The sequence below is a fragment of the Curtobacterium sp. 'Ferrero' genome (assembly GCF_002412165.1).
GTDB lineage: Bacteria > Actinomycetota > Actinomycetes > Actinomycetales > Microbacteriaceae > Curtobacterium.
Map to the genome: position 1 here is coordinate 126,701 of NZ_NXIA01000001.1, position 16,816 is coordinate 143,516.

The window sequence follows — 16,816 nt, forward strand, 5'->3', positions numbered from 1 at the left end:
GGCGTGTGGTCGTGGTCACACGTCCTCCTTCTGCGGTGTGTACGGCAGGCGTGGGTCGATCGGCTCGGACTCCCACGTCGTGCGGACCCAGCCGTGGGCCGGGTCGTCGGTGATGTCCCAGACGCGCTCGGGGCCCGGCCCGGCCATGACGTTGAGGTAGTACAGGTCGTAGCCAGGAGCCGCGACCGCGGGACCGTGCCAGCCGTACGGCACGAGGGCGACGTCGCCCGAGCGCACCTGGCGGAACTCGTCGATCGGACGGTCGTCGGACGCGTACGTGCGGTGCAGGCCGAAGGGGGCGGCCTGCGACGGTGCCGAGCAGCCCCGGGCGACGGCGGACTCGTAGTAGTAGATCTCCTCGAGGTCCGACTCCTCGCCCGGCACGGTCGTGTCGTGCTTGTGCGGCGGGTACGACGACCAGTTCCCCGCCGGCGTGATCACCTCGCACACGATGAGCCGCTCGGCGTCGAGGACCGCCGGCGTCCCGAAGTTGTGCACCTGGCGACTCGACCGACCGGCGCCGCGCAGCTCCACCGGGACGTCGTCGCGGGCGATGTACGCGCTCGGCCGGACGACCTCGGTGGGCGCCTCGGCGACGGCGACGCGACCTGCGCCGGTGATCGTCGCGGCGGTCCCGGACCCGAGGTACAGCACGTCGGTCGGTCCCGCGAACACGCTCGCGCGACCGTCGAGGACCTGCACGGTGTCGTCGTAGGCCACGGTGCAGCTCCCGGCGAGCGGCACGATGATCCGTTCCACGGCGTCGGCCGGGAGGCGCAGCGCACCTCCGTCACGGAGGGTGCCGGTCCGCAGACCGGTGTGCGCCCACCCCGGGATGCGCCCGTCCACCACGTCCGTCCAGCCCGCCTCGGGACGGGAGCCGGCGGGGATGAACCAGTCGTCGTTCGTCATCGGGTACGTCAGCTGTTCGACGGGAAGCCGAGGTCGACGCCGCCGTGCGAGGGGCCGCCCCGCTCGGCCGGGTCGGTCCACCGCGCGGTGACCGCCTTCTGGCGGGTGAAGAAGGAGACGCCGTCGGCGCCGTACGCCTTGTGGTCGCCGAACAACGAGTTCTTCCAGCCGCCGAACGAGTAGTAGGCCACCGGGACCGGGATCGGGACGTTGATGCCGATCATGCCGACCTGCACGTCGCGCTGGAACCGACGCGCGGCGCCGCCGTCGTTGGTGAAGATCGCCGTGCCGTTGCCGAACGCGCCCGAGTTGATCAGCTCGAGGCCTTCCTCGTAGCTCTGCACGCGGACCACGGAGAGCACCGGGCCGAAGATCTCCTCCGTGTACACGCGGCTCGTGGTGGGCACCCGGTCGATCAGCGTCGGCCCGAGCCAGAACCCGTTCTCGTCGCCGTCGGGCCGGACCTCGCGGCCGTCCACCACGATGACCGCTCCGTCCTGCTCGGCGACCTCGATGTACGAGGCCACCTTGTCGCGGTGCTGCTCGGTGACGAGCGGGCCCATGTCGCAGCCACGGCGGCCGTCACCGATCCGCAGCGACTGCGCACGGTCCGCGATCTTCGCGATGAGCTCGTCCGCCACCGGCCCGACCGCGACGACGACCGAGATCGCCATGCAGCGCTCGCCGGCCGAGCCGAAGCCTGCGTTGACGGCGTTGTCGGCGACGAGGTCGAGGTCGGCGTCGGGCAGCACGAGCATGTGGTTCTTCGCACCACCGAGGGCCTGGACGCGCTTGCCGTGCTTCGTGCCGGTCTCGTAGACGTACTGCGCGATCGGGGTGGACCCGACGAACGAGATCGACTCGACGTCCGGGCTCGTCAGCAGCCCGTCGACCGCGACCTTGTCGCCGTTGAGGACCGTGAAGACACCGTCGGGCAGTCCGGCCTCCGTGAACTTGGACGCGAGCCAGACCGCTGCCGAGGGGTCCTTCTCGCTCGGCTTCAGCACCACGGTGTTGCCCGCGGCGATCGCGATCGGCAGGAACCACAGCGGCACCATCGCCGGGAAGTTGAACGGCGAGATGATGCCCACGACCCCGAGCGGCTGCCGGATCGAGTACACGTCGATGCCGGTCGACACCTGGTCGCTGAACTCGCCCTTCATCAGCGACGGGATGTTCGTCGCGAGCTCCACGACCTCCTGCCCGCGGGCGATCTCGCCGAGCGCGTCGTCGATGACCTTGCCGTGTTCGCTCGTGATGATCTCCGCGAGCTCGGCCTTGTCGCGGTTCAGGACCTCGCGGAACGCGAAGAGGATCTGCTGGCGCTTCGCGAGCGACGTGTTCGCCCACCCCGGGAACGCCGCCTTCGCGCTCGCGATCGCCGCCTGGACCTCGGACTCGTCGGCGAGCGCGACCCGCTTCGTCGCGACCCCGAGCGCCGGGTCGTAGACCGGCGCGGTGTTGCCCGACGTCGAGGCGACGGGTGCGCCGTCGATCCAGTGGCCGACGATCGTGGACTGTTCCGTGGTGGTCATGCGGTGCTTCCTTCCGGGACGGACGCGTCCATGGTGGTGGGGCCCGCGAGCCGCGCGGCGCGGTCGCGAGGATCTGTGGAGGACCCGCCCCGGGCCTCCTGGCTGTGGAGGACGACCGCGGGCGCCGTCACGGAACCCGCCGTGCCGTGGACGAGGCCAGCGGCCACGTCGACGGCGGCGGCCACGTCGCCGTCGGGCGGGTAGAGCATCGTCCGTCCGACCACGAGTCCGCGGACACCGGGCAGGGCGAGCGCGTCGGCCCACCGGGCGTAGGTCTCGTCCGGGCGGGCGGAGGGGTCACCGCCGAGCAGCAGCGTCGGCAGGGTCGTCGCCGCCATCACCCGTGCCATCTGGTCGACGACGGGGATCTTCAGCCAGCTGTAGGCGCTCGACGTCCCGAGCCCGGCGGCGATCGCCATCGAGGTGATCACGGCGTCCGGCGTCATGTCGTTGTGGACCGCGCCGTCCCGCCAGGTCGACAGGAACGGCTCGAGCATGATCGGCAGCCGGAGTGCGGCGGCCTCGGTGACCGCGGCAGCCGTCGCCTCGAGCGTCCGCGCCGTCGCCGGGTCGGCCAGGTTCACCCGCACGAGCAGCTTGGCGACGTCGAGGCCGGCGTCGACGATCGAGCGGGCCGAGTACGCCGTGTACCGGTCGTCCATCTCGAACGACGCGCCGCGGAGACCGCCCCGGTTCATGGACCCGACCGCGACCTTCCCCTCGAGGACGCCCAGCAGGGCGAGGTCCTCGAGCACGTCGGGCGTGCCGAGGACCCCGTCGACGCCGGGCCGGCCCAGGGCGACCACCAGCCGTTCGAGCAGGTCGTAGCGGTTCGCCATCGCCGCAGGGTCGTCCCGCACGGCGAGGGCGCCGCGCGCGGGGTGGTCGGCCGCCACGATGAACAGGCGGCCGTCGTCGCCGAGCAGGGGGCGGTGTCGACGGTCCGCCAGCGCCTGCGCGATCCGCTCGGGGTGGGCGGCGCGGACGTCACGGAGCCGCGCGAAGTCCCCAGCGGTGCACTCAGGCATCGGCCGGCTCCTCGCTGCGCACGGGGTGCACCACCGGTCGTTCTCCGCTGCGCTCGGGGTGCACCACCGGTCGTTCTCCGCTGTGCACGGGGTGCTCCTGCAGGAACCGCGTCACCTCGTCGGTCGTCGGCATCGCCGTGGAGCACTCGAACCGCGTGGCGACGATCGCGCCGGCGGCGTTCGCGAACGCCAGGACCCGTCCCAGCCCCCAGCCCTGCAGGAGCCCGTGCACGAGGGCCCCGCCGAAGCCGTCGCCGGAGCCGAGGCCGTTCACGACGTCGACCCGGTGCGGTCGGACCTCGACGACCTCGTCCCGGGTCTTCGCGAGCACGCCCTCGGCCCCCTGCTTGACGATCGCGAGCTCGACCCCGCGCTCGAGCAGGGCGTCGGCGGCGCGCACGGGGTCGGTCTCGCCCACCGCCACCGCGCACTCCTCGCGGTTGCCGACGGCGACCGTCGCGTGCTCGAGCGCAACCGCGGCCTCGCGGGTGGCCGCGGCGGTCTCCGACCAGAAGGCCGCCCGGTGGTCCAGGTCGAGCACGGTGTGGAGCGCGCTGCTGCTCGTCATCCCCGCCCGGGCGTCGAACGCGGCGTGGTGCGCGCTCCGGCTCGGCTCGTCGCTCAGACCGGTCAGCGTCGTCCAGAACACCCGGGCCCGTGCGATCTCCCGTCGCGGGACGGACTCCGGCGTGATCGTCAGGTCCGGCGCCTTCGGTGCCCGGTAGAACCAGAGCGGGAAGTCGTCGGGCGGGAGGATCTCGCAGAACGCGACGGGGGTGTTCAGCCCGGCGACGGTCTCGATGAAGTCCACGGCCACGCCGAACTCCGGCAGCGTCCGGGCGATGTAGCGGCCGAACGGGTCGTCGCCGGTGCGGGTGACCACGGCGGCGTCGGCCCCGTGCCGGGCGGCTGCGACGGCGACGTTCGTGGGGCTGCCACCGACCGACTTCGAGAAGGTGGTGACGTCCTCGAGGGGGCCGGTCTGCTGGGGGTAGACGTCCACGCTGACGCGGCCCATGGTGATCACGTCGAACACGTGCGGTTCGGGGAGCGACATGCGGCGGGGCGGGCCTTCCGTGCGGCGTCATCGGCGGGTGGTCACGACTGTAGCGGGTCTTTGCCCTAATGTCATTACATGGATGCGTCGCGCTCGTGGAGCGCTGCGCCGGTCCGGCCCGTTCGTGTGGTTCGGCCCGTCCCTGTGGGTCGGCCCGTTCCTGTGGTTCGGCCCGTCCGGCCGGGAGGCGCGGTGTCGGTGGGTCCTGTCAGGGTCGCGTCATGCAGATCCTCGCTCTGGTCATCGGTCTCGTCGTCGGCGTCGCCGTCGGCGCCGTCGTCGCGTGGTCCACCGCGCGTTCCCGTGCGGGCGTGGACGCGGCGGCAGCGCGAGCCACGGCGGACGTCCTCCGCGCGCAACTCGACACGGCACGAGCCGACGCCGAGGAACGACTGGAGGCCCAGGACGCGCAGTACCGCCGGCAGGTGGACTCGCTCGAGCGCCGCGCCGCCGAACTCGAGCACCTGGTGCAACGGATGCACGGAGCCGACGCCGCCCGCACGGCGAACGAGTCGAAGGTGCTCGCCGCGCTCAGCCCCGTGGCGGAGACGCTCGACACGATGCGGTCGAAGATCGCGGAGCTCGAACGGTCCCGCAGCGAACAGTACGGGGCGCTCTCGGCGCAGCTGCGGACGGCGGCCGAGTCCGAGGAACGCCTCCGCGCCACGGCGGACACACTCGCCAGCGCCCTTTCCTCGAACAGCACCCGCGGTGTCTGGGGCGAGACGCAGCTGCGGAACGTCGTCGAGGCCGCCGGGCTGCTCGAACGGGTGGACTTCGACGTGCAGTCTTCTGTGACCACGGCGACCGGCGCCGCACGGCCCGACATGGTGGTGCACCTGCCGGGCGGCAAGACGATCGCCGTCGACGCCAAGGTGCCGTTCAGCGCCTACCTGCAGGCGGCGGAGATCCCGGCGAGCGCGACCGGCGCCGAAGGTGCTCGACGCGATCAGCTGATCGCACAGCACGTGAAGGCACTGCGCGCCCACGTCGACGCCCTCGCCGCGCGGGAGTACTGGTCCGGGTACGACGCCTCCCCCGAGCTCACCATCGCGTTCATCCCCTCCGAATCGCTGGTGTCGAGCGCACTCGCGGCCGATCCGGGGCTCCTCGACCACGCGTTCCGCAAGCGGATCGCGCTCGCGTCGCCGGTCACCCTCTGGTCGGTGCTGAAGACCGTGGCGTTCTCGTGGCAGCAGGACGTCGTCACCGCGGAGGCCCGCGAGCTGTTCCGGGTGTCCCGTGAGCTCTACGGCCGGCTCGCGACGCTCGGCGCACACGTCGACAAGCTCGGCCGGGCCATCCGCGGGTCCGTCGTCGACTACAACCGGTTCGTGGGGTCGCTCGAGCGCCAGGTGCTCCCGAGTGCCCGGCGGCTGTCGTTGCTCGACGAGTCGAAGGTGCTCGCCGACCCGGTGACGATCGAGGACGAGCCGCGGCTGCTCACGGCGCCGGAGCTCGTCGGCGCGGTCGACGAGGACTGAACGGCAGCTACACTGCCTCATCGTGGGGGAAGCACTGCAGAACCATCCCGGGGACCGCGAGTTCCCGGTCCGAGGTCGGTGGCGTCACCGCGCGATGGTCGCGAAGGCCCGTCGTCAGACCGGCAGGCGTCGCGATCGGGCAGCCGCATGGATCATCATGGCGCTGGCGATCGTCGCGTTCTTCGTCGCCCTGGTCGCAGCAACGGCCGGTCCGTACGACGTCAGGGAGCACTTCGGGTACGGGTTCGAGGCCGCGTGGCGGTGCTTCCTCATCGCGTTCGTCGTCTGGTTCGTCCTGACCTTCGTCACGTCGCTTCGTGACCTGACACTGCCGGTCCGGGAACAACGGCGTTACCGAGCCCTCGCCGGGCAGCGCGAGCTCCCAGACCACCGACTCCAACAACTCGCCCTCGCCTCGTTCGGCGACTTCGCCGACCGCTGGTGGCCGGCGTCGCTCGCCCCCTACGGTTCGCGCGTCGAGCTCGGCGGCCAGTGGCTGGATGACAAGACGCCGTCGCCCTTCGTCACGATCCCGCTCCCCGTGCTGCCGTTCCTGCGGCAGGAGATGGACCAGAAGTACAAGGTCGCCAGCGGTCGGGACGCGCAGACCTTCGCGCTCGACCTGATCGGCCCGAAGAGCATCTCGTGGCAGTTCGCCGCGCTCGCTCGTTCCCCGGAGGGCGACGAGCGCATCTCCCGGATGTCCTCGCTGCTCGGCGATGACCCATGGGCGGCAAGGAACCTCCTGGAGGGAGGCGATGCACGTCCCGCCAAGCTCCTCTGGGCGATGGACGTCAAGAACGCCGTCTCGATGATCAGGGGCGCGTACTGCGCGGGCCTGCTCACCAGCGACGAAGCATGGGCGACGATCGACATCGTCTCGAACGTCGCGTTCTCGGTGTTCGACTCGTGGGACGACTACTTCGACGACCTCCGCGCCGGCTACGCCCTCGTGTACGACGACCTCAAGACCATCCAGGACTTCGATCGCCTGCGCGACGAACTCTCACGGTCGAACTGGCCCGTGACCCGTCTCCCCTTCCCGGCGACACCAGATGCGCCGCTGCCCCGGAGCGTCGTGTCGCCCCTCACGGCGAACGAGGACGAGTCGTCGCAGAGCTGACCGACGTTCCTTGCGCCGCGGGAGCGATCACGCAGACTGGTGTCTCGGGCGTCACGGGATCACGCCGGAGTGTCAGGTCGGGGACCCGTGGTCATGCTGCGAACAGCGCACTTCCTTGATCCCCAGAGACACACTCACTCCCAGATCCTCACTCCCAGATCCTCACTCCGAGATCCTCACTCCGAGGAGAGGATGTCGACGGGGACCACGTCTCCCCGCAGGTCCGGGACGTGCACACCTCTCGCCCGTGCAACGCCGACGATCTCGAAAGCCCAGTACCCGATGAAGTCCACGTCGCCGGGCTGGCTCCGCTCGAGCGCACCCATCCACGGCATGGCTTTGAGACGGATGGGCCACTCGTCGAGGTGGGTCTGGAGGTGCGCGATCGGGTCGTCCGCGGGGTCCAGCGACGACAGGAGCTCTCGGGCAGGCCGGGGTGTGGTCGCGACGGTCCCACCTCGGAGCTGCGAGGCGCCGAGTCGACTGAAGACCCCGTCGGCGCCCTGCACCACGACGGCACCCAGGATCCGATCCGTAGCGTCTCCCACTCCGCACCCGACCGCAAGAGCAACCAGGCGGAGCACGTCGAAGGAGTAGTCGATGCCGTCGTCCAGGCGAGGATGAGCACCCTGCAGATGGGTCGCTCGAGCCGTCCAATCGACGAAATGGACCCCCGCGACAATGACGGTGTCGGCGATGTCGTCGATGTCGAGCCCAGCGGAGTACTGAACGGTCGCGTGCGTCACTCCGGCGCGCCAGGCGTCTCGGGCTGCGCGGGTCCCTCTCACCGGGTCATCGGAGAACCGATCGGCTGCCTGCGTCCGGCCGTCACGATTCGATCGTGTGATGTGCAGCGCCTCGCTCCAGTACCGCCCGTCGAGCTGCGGCGCACGAGGTCGCCTCCGCGACCTCGTGGCGAACAGCGGCGTCATCACAGCACCTTCCCGAGAGCGTCGACTGCGCCCCCTCGAGTTCCGCCCTTGTGCGGCGTGGTCAGACCGGACCGATCAGAACCACTTCTCCGCGCGGTGGTCCGCCTGGATGCGACGGATCGTGTTCGACCGAGACCGGAGCACGAGCGAGTCGGTGTGGATCACGCCGCGCGAGCGCCGGACACCGTCGACGAGCACGCCGTCGGTGACACCGGTCGCGACGAAGAACGTGTTGTCGCCCTGCACCAGGTCGTCCTGGTCGAGGACCTTGTCGAGTTCGTGCCCGGCGTCGATCGCCTTCTGCCGTTCCTCGTCGTCCTTCGGCTGGAGCTTGCCGAGGATCACACCGCCGAGCGCCTTGATCGCGCACGCGGTGATGATGCCCTCCGGGGTGCCGCCGACACCGACGCACATGTCGATCTTCGACCCGGGCAGCGCCGCCGAGATCCCGCCCGCGACGTCACCATCGAGCAGCAGCCGCGTGCCCGCACCCGTGGCACGGATGGCGCGGATGAGCTCGTCGTGGCGGGGACGGTCGAGCACGGCGATCTGCATGTCCTCGATGTCCTTGTGCTTCGCCTTCGCGAGCGCCCGGATGTTCTCCCCGATCGGCTTCTCGAGGTCCAGGACTCCGCGCCCTTCGGGACCGGCGGCGATCTTGTCCATGTAGAACACGGCCGACGGGTCGTACATCGACCCGCGGTCCGACACGGCCATCACCGAGATCGCGTTCTGTCGGCCGGCAGCGGTCAGGGAGGTGCCGTCGATCGGGTCCACCGCGATGTCGCAGGCCGGACCGTGACCGTTGCCGACGTGCTCGCCGTTGTAGAGCATCGGGGCGTCGTCCTTCTCGCCCTCGCCGATCACCACGACGCCGTCGAAGTTCACCGTGCCGAGGAACTTCCGCATCGCGTCCACCGCGGCGCCGTCCGCGAGGTTCTTCTCGCCCCGGCCGACCCACGGCTGCGCGCGGATCGCCGCCGCCTCCGTCGCACGCACGAGCTCGAGCGCGAGGTTGCGGTCGGGCTGGAGGAACAGGGAGCCGGTCTCAGTGGTGGGAGTCACAGCCTCAGCGTACCGACGGCGGGCCGCGCAGCGGCCGTGTCGCCGAGGGCGGTGAACGCATGTGCAGCGCGAGGCGGACCCGCGTGCGTAACCCGCACCGCGCCTCCAGTACGTGCTGACTAGGCTCGGCGAGGACACCACCACGTCGAAGGAGATCGCAGTGCCCATCGCAACGCCGGAACAGTACGCCGAGATGCTCGAACGAGCGAAGGCCGGCAAGTTCGCCTACCCCGCGGTCAACGTCTCGTCGTCACAGACGATCAACGCGGTCCTCCAGGGCCTGCAGGAGGCCGGCTCCGACGGCATCATCCAGGTCACGACCGGTGGTGCCGACTACTTCGCCGGCCACACCGTCAAGAACCGCGCGGCCGGGGCGCTCGCGATGGCCCGCTTCGCGCACGAGGTCGCCAAGAACTACGACATCACGGTCGCCCTGCACACCGACCACTGCCCGAAGGACGCCCTCGACGGCTTCGTCCTCCCGCTCATCGCCGCGAGCGAGGAAGAGGTCCGCCAGGGCCGCAACCCCATCTTCCAGTCGCACATGTGGGACGGCTCCGCGGTGCCCCTCGACGAGAACATCGAGATCGCGAAGACGATGATCGAGAAGACGCGCAACATCAACGCCATCCTCGAGGTCGAGATCGGTGTCGTCGGCGGCGAGGAGGACGGCGTCCAGCACGAGGGCACGAACGACGCGCTCTACACCACCCCGAACGACGTCGAGAAGGTCGTCGACGCGCTCGGCCTCGGGGACAAGGGCCGCTGGATCGCCGCCCTCACCTTCGGCAACGTGCACGGCGTCTACAAGCCCGGCAACGTCAAGCTGCGCCCGGAGCTCCTCGGCGAGATCCAGGCCTCGGTCGCCGAGAAGCACGGCACCGGCGAGAACCCGCTCGACCTCGTCTTCCACGGCGGTTCGGGCTCGACCGACGACGAGATCCACGAGGCCGTCCGCAACGGCGTCATCAAGATGAACATCGACACGGACACGCAGTACGCGTTCACGCGGTCGATCGCCGACTCGATGTTCCGCAACTACGACGGCGTGCTCAAGATCGACGGCGAGGTCGGCAACAAGAAGCAGTACGACCCGCGCGCGTGGGGCAAGGTCGCCGAGACCGCCATGGCGGCTCGCGTGGTCGAGGCCGCGAAGGTGCTCGGCTCGGCCGGGCACACCAAGGGCTGAGTCCGCGGCGAACAGCCTGGAGGAACGGGGCGCGTCCGACGGACGCGCCCCGTCCTGCGTCTGGTCACCACCGCCGCCGTGCCACGATGGGGAGCGTGACCGCCGACGCCATCGCCTCCGAGTTCGCCCAGTACGTCACCGAGTCCCCCACCGCGTTCCACGCGGCGGCGGCGGCACGGGACCGACTCGTGGCGGCGGGCTTCACCGAACTGTCCGAGCTCGACGCCTGGCCCACGGGACCCGGGGCGTACGTGGTCGTGCGGGACGGTGCCGTCATCGCGTGGCGCCTCCCCGAGGGCGCGACGGCGACGACACCGTTCCGGATCCTCGGCTCGCACACCGACTCGCCGACCTTCCGCGTCAAGCCGAACCCCACGGTGCGGACGCTCGGGTGGGAGCAGCTCAACGTCGAGGTCTACGGCGGCGCGCTGCTGTCGACCTGGTTCGACCGTGACCTCGCGATCGCCGGACGGGTCGTCGACGCCGACGGCTCCGTGCGACTCGTCTCCACCGGGGCCGTCGCGCGCATCCCGAACCTGGCGATCCACCTCGACCGGGGCGTGAACGACGGCAAGGAGATCGACCGGCAGCGGCACACGATCCCGGTCGTCGGCATCGGCGGCGACGTGGGCGGCCCGGACGTGGCCGAGTGGCTCCGCGCCCGACTCGGGGAGACCGCGGTGTCGTGGGACCTCTTCCTCGCGGACACGCAGGCGCCCGCCCGGATCGGCATCGAGCGCGAGTTCCTCGCGTCCGGTCGGATGGACAACCTGACGAGCGTGCACGCCGGCATCCGCGGCATCGTCGACGCTCCGGCCGACGCCGGACACATCCCGGTGTTCGCGGCGTTCGACCACGAGGAGATCGGGTCCTCGACGCCGTCCGGCGCGGGCGGCCCGTTCCTGGAGGACGTGCTCGGCCGTGTGCAGGAGGGGCTCGGGGCGACCCGGTCCGAGGCGGCACGGGCGTTCCGCGCATCGTGGTTGCTGTCGAGCGACGCCGGGCACCTGGTGCACCCGAACCAGCCCGAGAAGCACGACCCGACGAACCGTCCGCGCCCCGGCGGTGGCCCGCTCCTGAAGATCAGCGCGAACCAGCGCTACATGACCGAGGCGAAGGGCGAGGCGGTGTTCGCCGCGGCCTGCGACGCCGCGGGGGTCGCGTACCAGCCGTTCGTGAACGTCAACACGATCCCCGGCGGATCGACCATCGGGCCCATCGCGGCGACCCGGCTGGGCATCCCGACGATCGACATCGGCGTGGGGCTCCTGTCGATGCACTCGGTCCGCGAGCTCGTGCACGTCGACGACCTCGCGGCGCTCCACGGCGCCGTCGCCGCGTTCCTCGCCGGCTGATCGTCGCCGGATGCTGCGAACGGGCGCGGCCCGGTCGTCCCCGTGACCCGACGGTCCGCCGCCACGCGGTGGCCTCGCAGCGCTCCGGTGTGGCTTCAGCCTCCGGCGGCGAGACGGTGGAGGTACGACTGGATCGCAGGGTCCTGGAAGACCACGACCACGATCGGCACCGAACCGAGCACCGACGCGACCGCGCCGCCGACGAGCGGTACCCAGAACGTGCGTCGGCGGGCGCGGAGCCGGCGCACGGACCACCACGCGACCAGGACGAACGCCACGACGAGCACCACCGCGCGGACGGCAGCGGCACCCGAGAGCACCGACGGGTCGGAGAGCGACGTGTACTGGCGCTCGACGAGCATCCGCATCGACGACGCCACGTCGCCGACCAGCAGCGCCTCGAACACGCTGTACACCCCCAGTACGAGGAGCCCGACGGTCATGCCGAAGTCGAGGGGGGACGCGCCGAACCGGCTCCTCGGCACGACGTTGCCGCTCGTCCGACCACCGGCGCGTGCACCAGCCGGTCGTCGGGCGTCGGGACGAACGCCTGCTGGCCGGTCGGGAGCCGGCCGTGTGCCGGACGTCGAACCGGGCATCGGCGCACGCGATCGCTCGGTCTGTTCGCGGAGTGCCCGCGCCTCGGCCTCGCGCTCCAGACGCTCCTGCTCGACCAGGACCGGGTTCACCCAACCCTCGGGCGCGTACTCACCGTACTGGGGAGCCGGCGTGCCGTGGACGCGACCGTGCACCGCGGCCGACGCCGACGAGGGGGGATCGTGCCGTGCCTCCCGGCCGTCGCGCGACGTCACCGTCCGTGGGTCGTGCGCCGGAGTGTCCGACCAGTCGCCCGGAGCGCTCATGCGCGCCGACCGCCGAGCGCGCGCGTCGGCTGGCCGGCCGCGTCCGTCCTGAGCTCCTTCGGCAGCGAGAACATGAGGTCCTCGTGGGCCGTGACGACCTCCTCCACCGCGGCGTAGCCGGCGTCCGCGAGCTGCTCGAGCACCTCGGTGACGAGCTCCTCCGGGACGGAGGCTCCGCTCGTCACCCCGACGGTGCCGACGCCGTCGAGCCAGTCCTGCTGGATCTCCTCGGCGTAGTCGATGCGGTGCGCGGCATTCGCGCCGTGCTCGAGGGCGACCTCGACCAGGCGGACGCTGTTCGAGGAGTTCGCGGACCCGACCACGATCACGAGGTCCGCTGCGGGCGCCACCTTCTTGATCGCGACCTGGCGGTTCTGCGTGGCGTAGCAGATGTCGTCGGAGGGCGGGTCCTGGATGGTGGGGTACTTCTCGCGGAGTAGCCGGACCGTCTCCATCGTCTCGTCGACGCTCAGCGTGGTCTGCGACAACCAGACGAGGTTGTCCGGGTCGGGGACCTGGAGTCCGGCGACGTCCTCCGGTCCGTTCACCAGGATCGTGCGGTCGGGAGCGTGACCCATGGTGCCCTCGACCTCCTCGTGCCCGGCGTGGCCGATGAGGACGATCGTGCGGTCGGCCCTGGCGAACCGGGTGGCCTCGCGGTGCACCTTCGTCACGAGGGGGCAGGTGGCGTCGATCGCGTGCAGGTCGCGCTCGGCCGCTCCGGCGACGACCGCTGGTGACACGCCGTGGGCGCTGAAGACGACGTGGGCACCGCGCGGGACCTCGGTGACGTCGTCCACGAAGACGGCGCCCCGCTGTTCGAGCGTCGAGACGACGTGGACGTTGTGGACGATCTGCTTCCGGACGTAGACGGGCTCGCCGTAGCGCTCGAGTGCCTGTTCGACGGCGACCACGGCCCGGTCGACGCCGGCGCAGTACCCGCGCGGCGCCGCGAGCAGCACCTTCTTCGTGCCGGCCACCGGTTCGTCCCGCAGTCGCCCGCGCGCCGGGTGCACCCGAGGCGGGGCGAGAGGGACCGTGTGTCCGTTGGTGATCGTCACGTCCCCGATGATAGGTGAGCACGACCCGCGCGACCTGGGCGCGGTCACGCCTGTGGAGAACGCCCCGGCGGCGCGGTGCGGGCGGTCGTGTCGCCGGTCTGCGGCAGCATGGGTGTCCCGCGTTCGGAAGGAGCGACATGGCGATCGATCAGGGCCCGCCGACGGCCGACAACCCCTGGCCCGTCGCGCTCCTCGGCGCCAAGCTCCGCGACTGGATCGACCGGCTCGGCACCGCCTGGGTCGAGGGCGAGATCACGCAGTGGAACGTCGCGGGCGGCAACGTCTACGGCAAGCTCAAGGACGTCGAGGTCGACGCGACGGTGTCGTTCTCGATCTGGTCGAGCGTGCGCTCCCGCGTGCCGGCGGACCTCAAGCAGGGCGACCGGGTCGTCGCGGCCGTCAAGCCGAACTACTGGGTCAAGGGCGGTTCGCTCACGATGCAGGTCGTCGAGATGAAGCACGTCGGGCTCGGCGACCTCCTCGAGCGGCTCGAGCGGCTGCGCCGGACCCTGGCGGCCGAGGGGCTGTTCGACCCCGCGCGCAAGAAGCGCCTGCCGTTCCTGCCGCACCGCATCGGGCTCATCACGGGCAAGGACTCCGACGCCGAGAAGGACGTCAAGCGCAACGCGCAGCTGCGGTGGCCGCAGGTCGAGTTCCGCACGGTGCACACCGCCGTCCAGGGCGACCGGACCGTGGGCGAGGTGACGGCGGCGATCCTCGAGCTCGACGCCGATCCCTCCGTCGACGTCATCGTCATCGCGCGCGGCGGTGGGGACTTCCAGAACCTGCTCGGCTTCAGCGACGAGACCCTCGTCCGGGCCGCGGCGGCCGCGGCCACGCCGATCGTCTCGGCGATCGGGCACGAGGCCGACCGTCCCCTGCTCGACGACGTCGCCGACCTCCGCGCCTCGACCCCGACGGACGCGGCGAAGCGGGTCGTGCCCGACGTCGCCGAGGAACTCGCGAACGTCCGGCAGGCCCGTGCCCGGCTCGGTCTCCGGCTCTCGCACACCCTCTCGGTCGAGGCCGACCGGATCGCCGCGCTGCGGTCCCGACCGGCCCTCGCCTCCACGGCGTGGCTGGTCGACACCCGTGCGGAAGAGGTCGCGCGTGACCTCTCCCGCGCCCGCGAGCTGCTCGACCGACGCCTGGAGCGTTCGCACGCCGACGTCGGTCACCTGACGGCCCGCCTCCGCGCCCTGTCGCCGCGGGACACGCTCCGCCGCGGGTACGCGATCGTGCAGACCGCCGACGGCAGCGTCGTCCGGGCCTCGGCCGACCTCGACGGCGACACCGCGGTGCACGTCACGCTCGGGATCGGGACGGCCAGCGGGACGCTGGCGCCGGACGGGCCGGGTCCCGACGGCGCGGTCTGAGTACCCGCGCGGTCTGCGCACCCGGGCGGTCCGGGCGGGTCGGGCACCGGCCGGGAGGCCCGTGGCGGTCCCGTCACGCGGCGCGCGTCCTCCACAGTGTCGGTCCGGCACGCGGCTCTCCACAGGGTCCGGTCCGGCGACGCCGTGTCCGTGGCCGCTCGGTAGGATCGGGGTGTGTCATCCCAGCAGGAAACCGAGCAGGACGTCGCCACCCTGAGCTACGAGGCGGCCCGCGACGAACTCGTGCGCGTCGTCGCCGAGCTCGAGCAGGGCTCCGCCACGCTCGAGCGGTCCCTGCGCCTCTGGGAGCGTGGGGAGGCACTGGCCGCCCGGTGCGAGGAATGGCTCGTCGGTGCGCGTGCCCGTCTCGATGCCGCTCGTGCCGCCTCGGACGAGCGCGGTGCCGAACGCGCCACGGACGGTGGTGACGCCCGGTGACCGATCCCGACGGACGCCCCATCGTCGCCGAGCTCGGTCGTCCGGAGACCCCGGAGGAGACCTGGGCGCGCAAGGACGCCGCGCGCACCGCGCGTCGGCAGCACCAGACGGCGTTCAACCTCGTGATCGCCCTGATCGCCTCGCTCGCAGTCGTCCTGGTCCTCGTGCTCGTGGTCGTGCGGCCGAACACGCCCGTCGCGGACCGCACCGTCGACTACCGGCAGGTCGCTGCCCAGGCGCAGGTGTCGGGCGTGACGCTCGCGGCACCGGCCCTCCCCGACTCCTACACGGCGAACCGCGCGGACTACGCCGACAAGGGAGCCGACGGCGTGTCCGTCTGGACCGTCGGGCTGCTCACTCCCGACAAGCAGTACATCGCGCTGCGGCAGGGCGTCTCCGCCAACGCGTCCTGGGTGGCGAACCAGCTCGACCAGAAGCCGTCGACCGGCACGACGACGATCGCCGGCACGAAGTGGACCGTGTACGACCGCCGCGATGAAGGGCAGGACGCCGGCAACGACGCCTACGCCCTCGTGCACACGTTCGGCCGGTCCACGATCGTGCTCGCCGGCACCGCCGACGACTCCTCGTTCCGGACGGTCGCCACCGCCGTGGCCGAGCAGTTCGCCGACCAGTAGCCCGCTCTCCCCGCGGCCCGACCCGACCGACCCACTCCCGAACCCGCTCACCGATCGACCCCGAGGAAGACCATGCCCGACCGCGCCGCCGCTACCCCGTCCGAGGCCCTCCGCCTGCTCGTCGAGGGCAACGCCCGCTTCGCCGCCGACAAGCGCCGCACGGGTCGGACGGACCCCGACCGTCGCTCGGAGCTGGCCGGATCCCAGGCGCCGTTCGCGACGGTCCTCGGGTGCTCGGACTCCCGCGTGCCGTTCGAGCACGTGTTCGACGCCGGCATCGGCGACCTCTTCGCGATCCGCAACGCCGGACAGATCGTCGACGACGTCGTCCTCGGCTCGATCGAGTTCGCCGTGGTCGCACTCGGGACGCCCCTCGTGGTCGTCCTGCGCCACACCGGGTGTGGTGCGGTCGCGGCGGCCCGTTCGGGCGACCCCGTGCCGGCCCCCCACCTGCAGTCGATCGTCGACGCCATCGCTCCGAGTGTCGAGAAGGTCCGCGGCACCGACGCCGAGCTCCCGCAGGAGTCGGTCGGCGCCGCGCACCTCGAAGCCTCCCTCGCTCAGGTCCTCGAGCGCTCCGGTGCCGTGTCGGACGCCGTCGCGGAGGGTACCCTGGCGGTCGTCGGCGCCACCTACGACCTCGCCTCCGGCGAGGTGACCATCGACACCGTCGTCGGCCAGGCCTGAACCGAGCCCGTCCACGACTCCGCCGGCGTCGCGGTGACGAACCACCACGACGCCGGCGAGCCCGCACCCGTGC

General features: G+C 71.6%; 16 protein-coding genes. 8 read left to right on the forward strand and 8 right to left on the reverse strand.

Features of this window, described 5'->3' with window-relative positions:
* Positions 1 to 15 precede the first annotated feature (15 nt).
* From iolB to iolC, 4 genes are read right to left on the reverse strand one after another with little or no spacing between them, the layout of a single operon-like run.
* Positions 16 to 912 (reverse strand): 5-deoxy-glucuronate isomerase, encoded by an 897-nt coding sequence (gene iolB / locus Csp2054_RS00570; protein ID WP_096897366.1) that lies wholly within the window; start codon positions 910 to 912, stop codon positions 16 to 18.
* An 8-nt stretch (positions 913 to 920) separates the two neighbouring features.
* On the reverse strand, positions 921 to 2,447 hold the full coding sequence (locus Csp2054_RS00575; protein ID WP_096897368.1) for a CoA-acylating methylmalonate-semialdehyde dehydrogenase: 1,527 nt from the start codon (positions 2,445 to 2,447) through the stop codon (positions 921 to 923).
* Positions 2,444 to 3,475 (reverse strand): deoxyribose-phosphate aldolase, encoded by a 1,032-nt coding sequence (locus Csp2054_RS00580; RefSeq protein WP_096897371.1) that lies wholly within the window; start codon positions 3,473 to 3,475, stop codon positions 2,444 to 2,446. Before Csp2054_RS00580 ends, Csp2054_RS00575 begins: the two co-directional genes overlap by 4 nt.
* Complete coding sequence (gene iolC, locus Csp2054_RS00585; RefSeq protein WP_096897373.1) at positions 3,468 to 4,532, reverse strand: 5-dehydro-2-deoxygluconokinase; 1,065 nt, start codon at positions 4,530 to 4,532, stop codon at positions 3,468 to 3,470. The genes Csp2054_RS00580 and iolC overlap by 8 nt, the downstream gene beginning before the upstream one ends.
* Positions 4,533 to 4,753: 221 nt before the next feature.
* Here iolC and Csp2054_RS00590 point away from each other — a divergent pair, with 221 nt between their 5' ends.
* Entirely contained in the window at positions 4,754 to 6,016 is a 1,263-nt protein-coding gene (locus tag Csp2054_RS00590; protein ID WP_096897375.1) for a DNA recombination protein RmuC, read from the forward strand.
* Between the two features lie 22 nt (positions 6,017 to 6,038).
* Positions 6,039 to 7,139 carry a DUF1266 domain-containing protein gene (locus tag Csp2054_RS00595; protein WP_141399057.1) on the forward strand — a complete coding sequence of 367 codons (1,101 nt, stop codon included), beginning with the start codon at positions 6,039 to 6,041 and terminating at the stop codon, positions 7,137 to 7,139.
* A 176-nt stretch (positions 7,140 to 7,315) separates the two neighbouring features.
* On the opposite strand, the gene Csp2054_RS00600 is transcribed toward Csp2054_RS00595, so the two are convergent.
* Together Csp2054_RS00600 and glpX are read right to left on the reverse strand one after the other, a co-directional pair.
* A complete protein-coding gene (locus tag Csp2054_RS00600; protein ID WP_096897378.1) occupies positions 7,316 to 7,885 on the reverse strand; it encodes a hypothetical protein in 570 nt (189 codons plus the stop codon).
* 261 nt (positions 7,886 to 8,146) lie between these two features.
* Positions 8,147 to 9,136 carry a class II fructose-bisphosphatase gene (gene glpX, locus Csp2054_RS00605; RefSeq protein WP_096897379.1) on the reverse strand — a complete coding sequence of 330 codons (990 nt, stop codon included), beginning with the start codon at positions 9,134 to 9,136 and terminating at the stop codon, positions 8,147 to 8,149.
* A 160-nt stretch (positions 9,137 to 9,296) separates the two neighbouring features.
* On the opposite strand from glpX, the gene fbaA reads away from it, so the two are divergent.
* Together fbaA and Csp2054_RS00615 are read left to right on the forward strand one after the other, a co-directional pair.
* On the forward strand, positions 9,297 to 10,325 hold the full coding sequence (gene fbaA / locus Csp2054_RS00610) for a class II fructose-bisphosphate aldolase (RefSeq protein ID WP_096897380.1): 1,029 nt from the start codon (positions 9,297 to 9,299) through the stop codon (positions 10,323 to 10,325).
* A gap of 95 nt (positions 10,326 to 10,420) precedes the next feature.
* Positions 10,421 to 11,680: a M18 family aminopeptidase gene (locus Csp2054_RS00615; protein ID WP_096897381.1), complete on the forward strand. Its 1,260-nt coding sequence runs from the start codon at positions 10,421 to 10,423 to the stop codon at positions 11,678 to 11,680.
* 95 nt (positions 11,681 to 11,775) lie between these two features.
* Here Csp2054_RS00615 and Csp2054_RS00620 read toward each other — a convergent pair whose 3' ends face one another.
* Positions 11,776 to 12,543 carry a DUF6264 family protein gene (locus Csp2054_RS00620; RefSeq protein ID WP_141399058.1) on the reverse strand — a complete coding sequence of 256 codons (768 nt, stop codon included), beginning with the start codon at positions 12,541 to 12,543 and terminating at the stop codon, positions 11,776 to 11,778.
* Entirely contained in the window at positions 12,540 to 13,604 is a 1,065-nt protein-coding gene (locus tag Csp2054_RS00625; protein ID WP_411897130.1) for a 4-hydroxy-3-methylbut-2-enyl diphosphate reductase, read from the reverse strand. The genes Csp2054_RS00620 and Csp2054_RS00625 overlap by 4 nt, the downstream gene beginning before the upstream one ends.
* 137 nt (positions 13,605 to 13,741) lie before the next feature.
* On the opposite strand from Csp2054_RS00625, the gene xseA reads away from it, so the two are divergent.
* The 4 genes from xseA to Csp2054_RS00645 all read left to right on the forward strand — a co-directional run bounded on the left by xseA (position 13,742) and on the right by Csp2054_RS00645 (position 16,743).
* Positions 13,742 to 14,980 carry an exodeoxyribonuclease VII large subunit gene (gene xseA, locus Csp2054_RS00630; RefSeq protein WP_096897383.1) on the forward strand — a complete coding sequence of 413 codons (1,239 nt, stop codon included), beginning with the start codon at positions 13,742 to 13,744 and terminating at the stop codon, positions 14,978 to 14,980.
* Positions 14,981 to 15,154: 174 nt separating this feature from the next.
* Positions 15,155 to 15,418, forward strand: coding sequence for an exodeoxyribonuclease VII small subunit (locus Csp2054_RS00635; RefSeq protein ID WP_096897384.1), 264 nt, complete (start codon positions 15,155 to 15,157; stop codon positions 15,416 to 15,418).
* Positions 15,415 to 16,056, forward strand: coding sequence for a DUF4245 domain-containing protein (locus Csp2054_RS00640; protein ID WP_096897385.1), 642 nt, complete (start codon positions 15,415 to 15,417; stop codon positions 16,054 to 16,056). The genes Csp2054_RS00635 and Csp2054_RS00640 overlap by 4 nt, the downstream gene beginning before the upstream one ends.
* Before the next feature lie 72 nt (positions 16,057 to 16,128).
* Positions 16,129 to 16,743, forward strand: coding sequence for a carbonic anhydrase (locus Csp2054_RS00645; protein ID WP_096897386.1), 615 nt, complete (start codon positions 16,129 to 16,131; stop codon positions 16,741 to 16,743).
* The last annotated feature ends 73 nt before the right edge of the window (positions 16,744 to 16,816 follow it).

Excerpts from the sequence above, each read along its gene's own strand:
- iolB (WP_096897366.1), bottom strand. The coding sequence starts at position 912 with ATGACGAACGACGACTGGTTCATCCCCGCCGGCTCCCGTCCCGAGGCG.
- Csp2054_RS00575 (WP_096897368.1), bottom strand. The coding sequence starts at position 2,447 with ATGACCACCACGGAACAGTCCACGATCGTCGGCCACTGGATCGACGGC.
- Csp2054_RS00580 (WP_096897371.1), bottom strand. The coding sequence starts at position 3,475 with ATGCCTGAGTGCACCGCTGGGGACTTCGCGCGGCTCCGTGACGTCCGC.
- iolC (WP_096897373.1), bottom strand. The coding sequence starts at position 4,532 with ATGTCGCTCCCCGAACCGCACGTGTTCGACGTGATCACCATGGGCCGC.
- Csp2054_RS00590 (WP_096897375.1), top strand. The coding sequence starts at position 4,754 with ATGCAGATCCTCGCTCTGGTCATCGGTCTCGTCGTCGGCGTCGCCGTC.
- Csp2054_RS00620 (WP_141399058.1), bottom strand. The coding sequence starts at position 12,543 with ATGAGCGCTCCGGGCGACTGGTCGGACACTCCGGCGCACGACCCACGG.
- xseA (WP_096897383.1), top strand. The coding sequence starts at position 13,742 with ATGGCGATCGATCAGGGCCCGCCGACGGCCGACAACCCCTGGCCCGTC.
- Csp2054_RS00645 (WP_096897386.1), top strand. The coding sequence starts at position 16,129 with ATGCCCGACCGCGCCGCCGCTACCCCGTCCGAGGCCCTCCGCCTGCTC.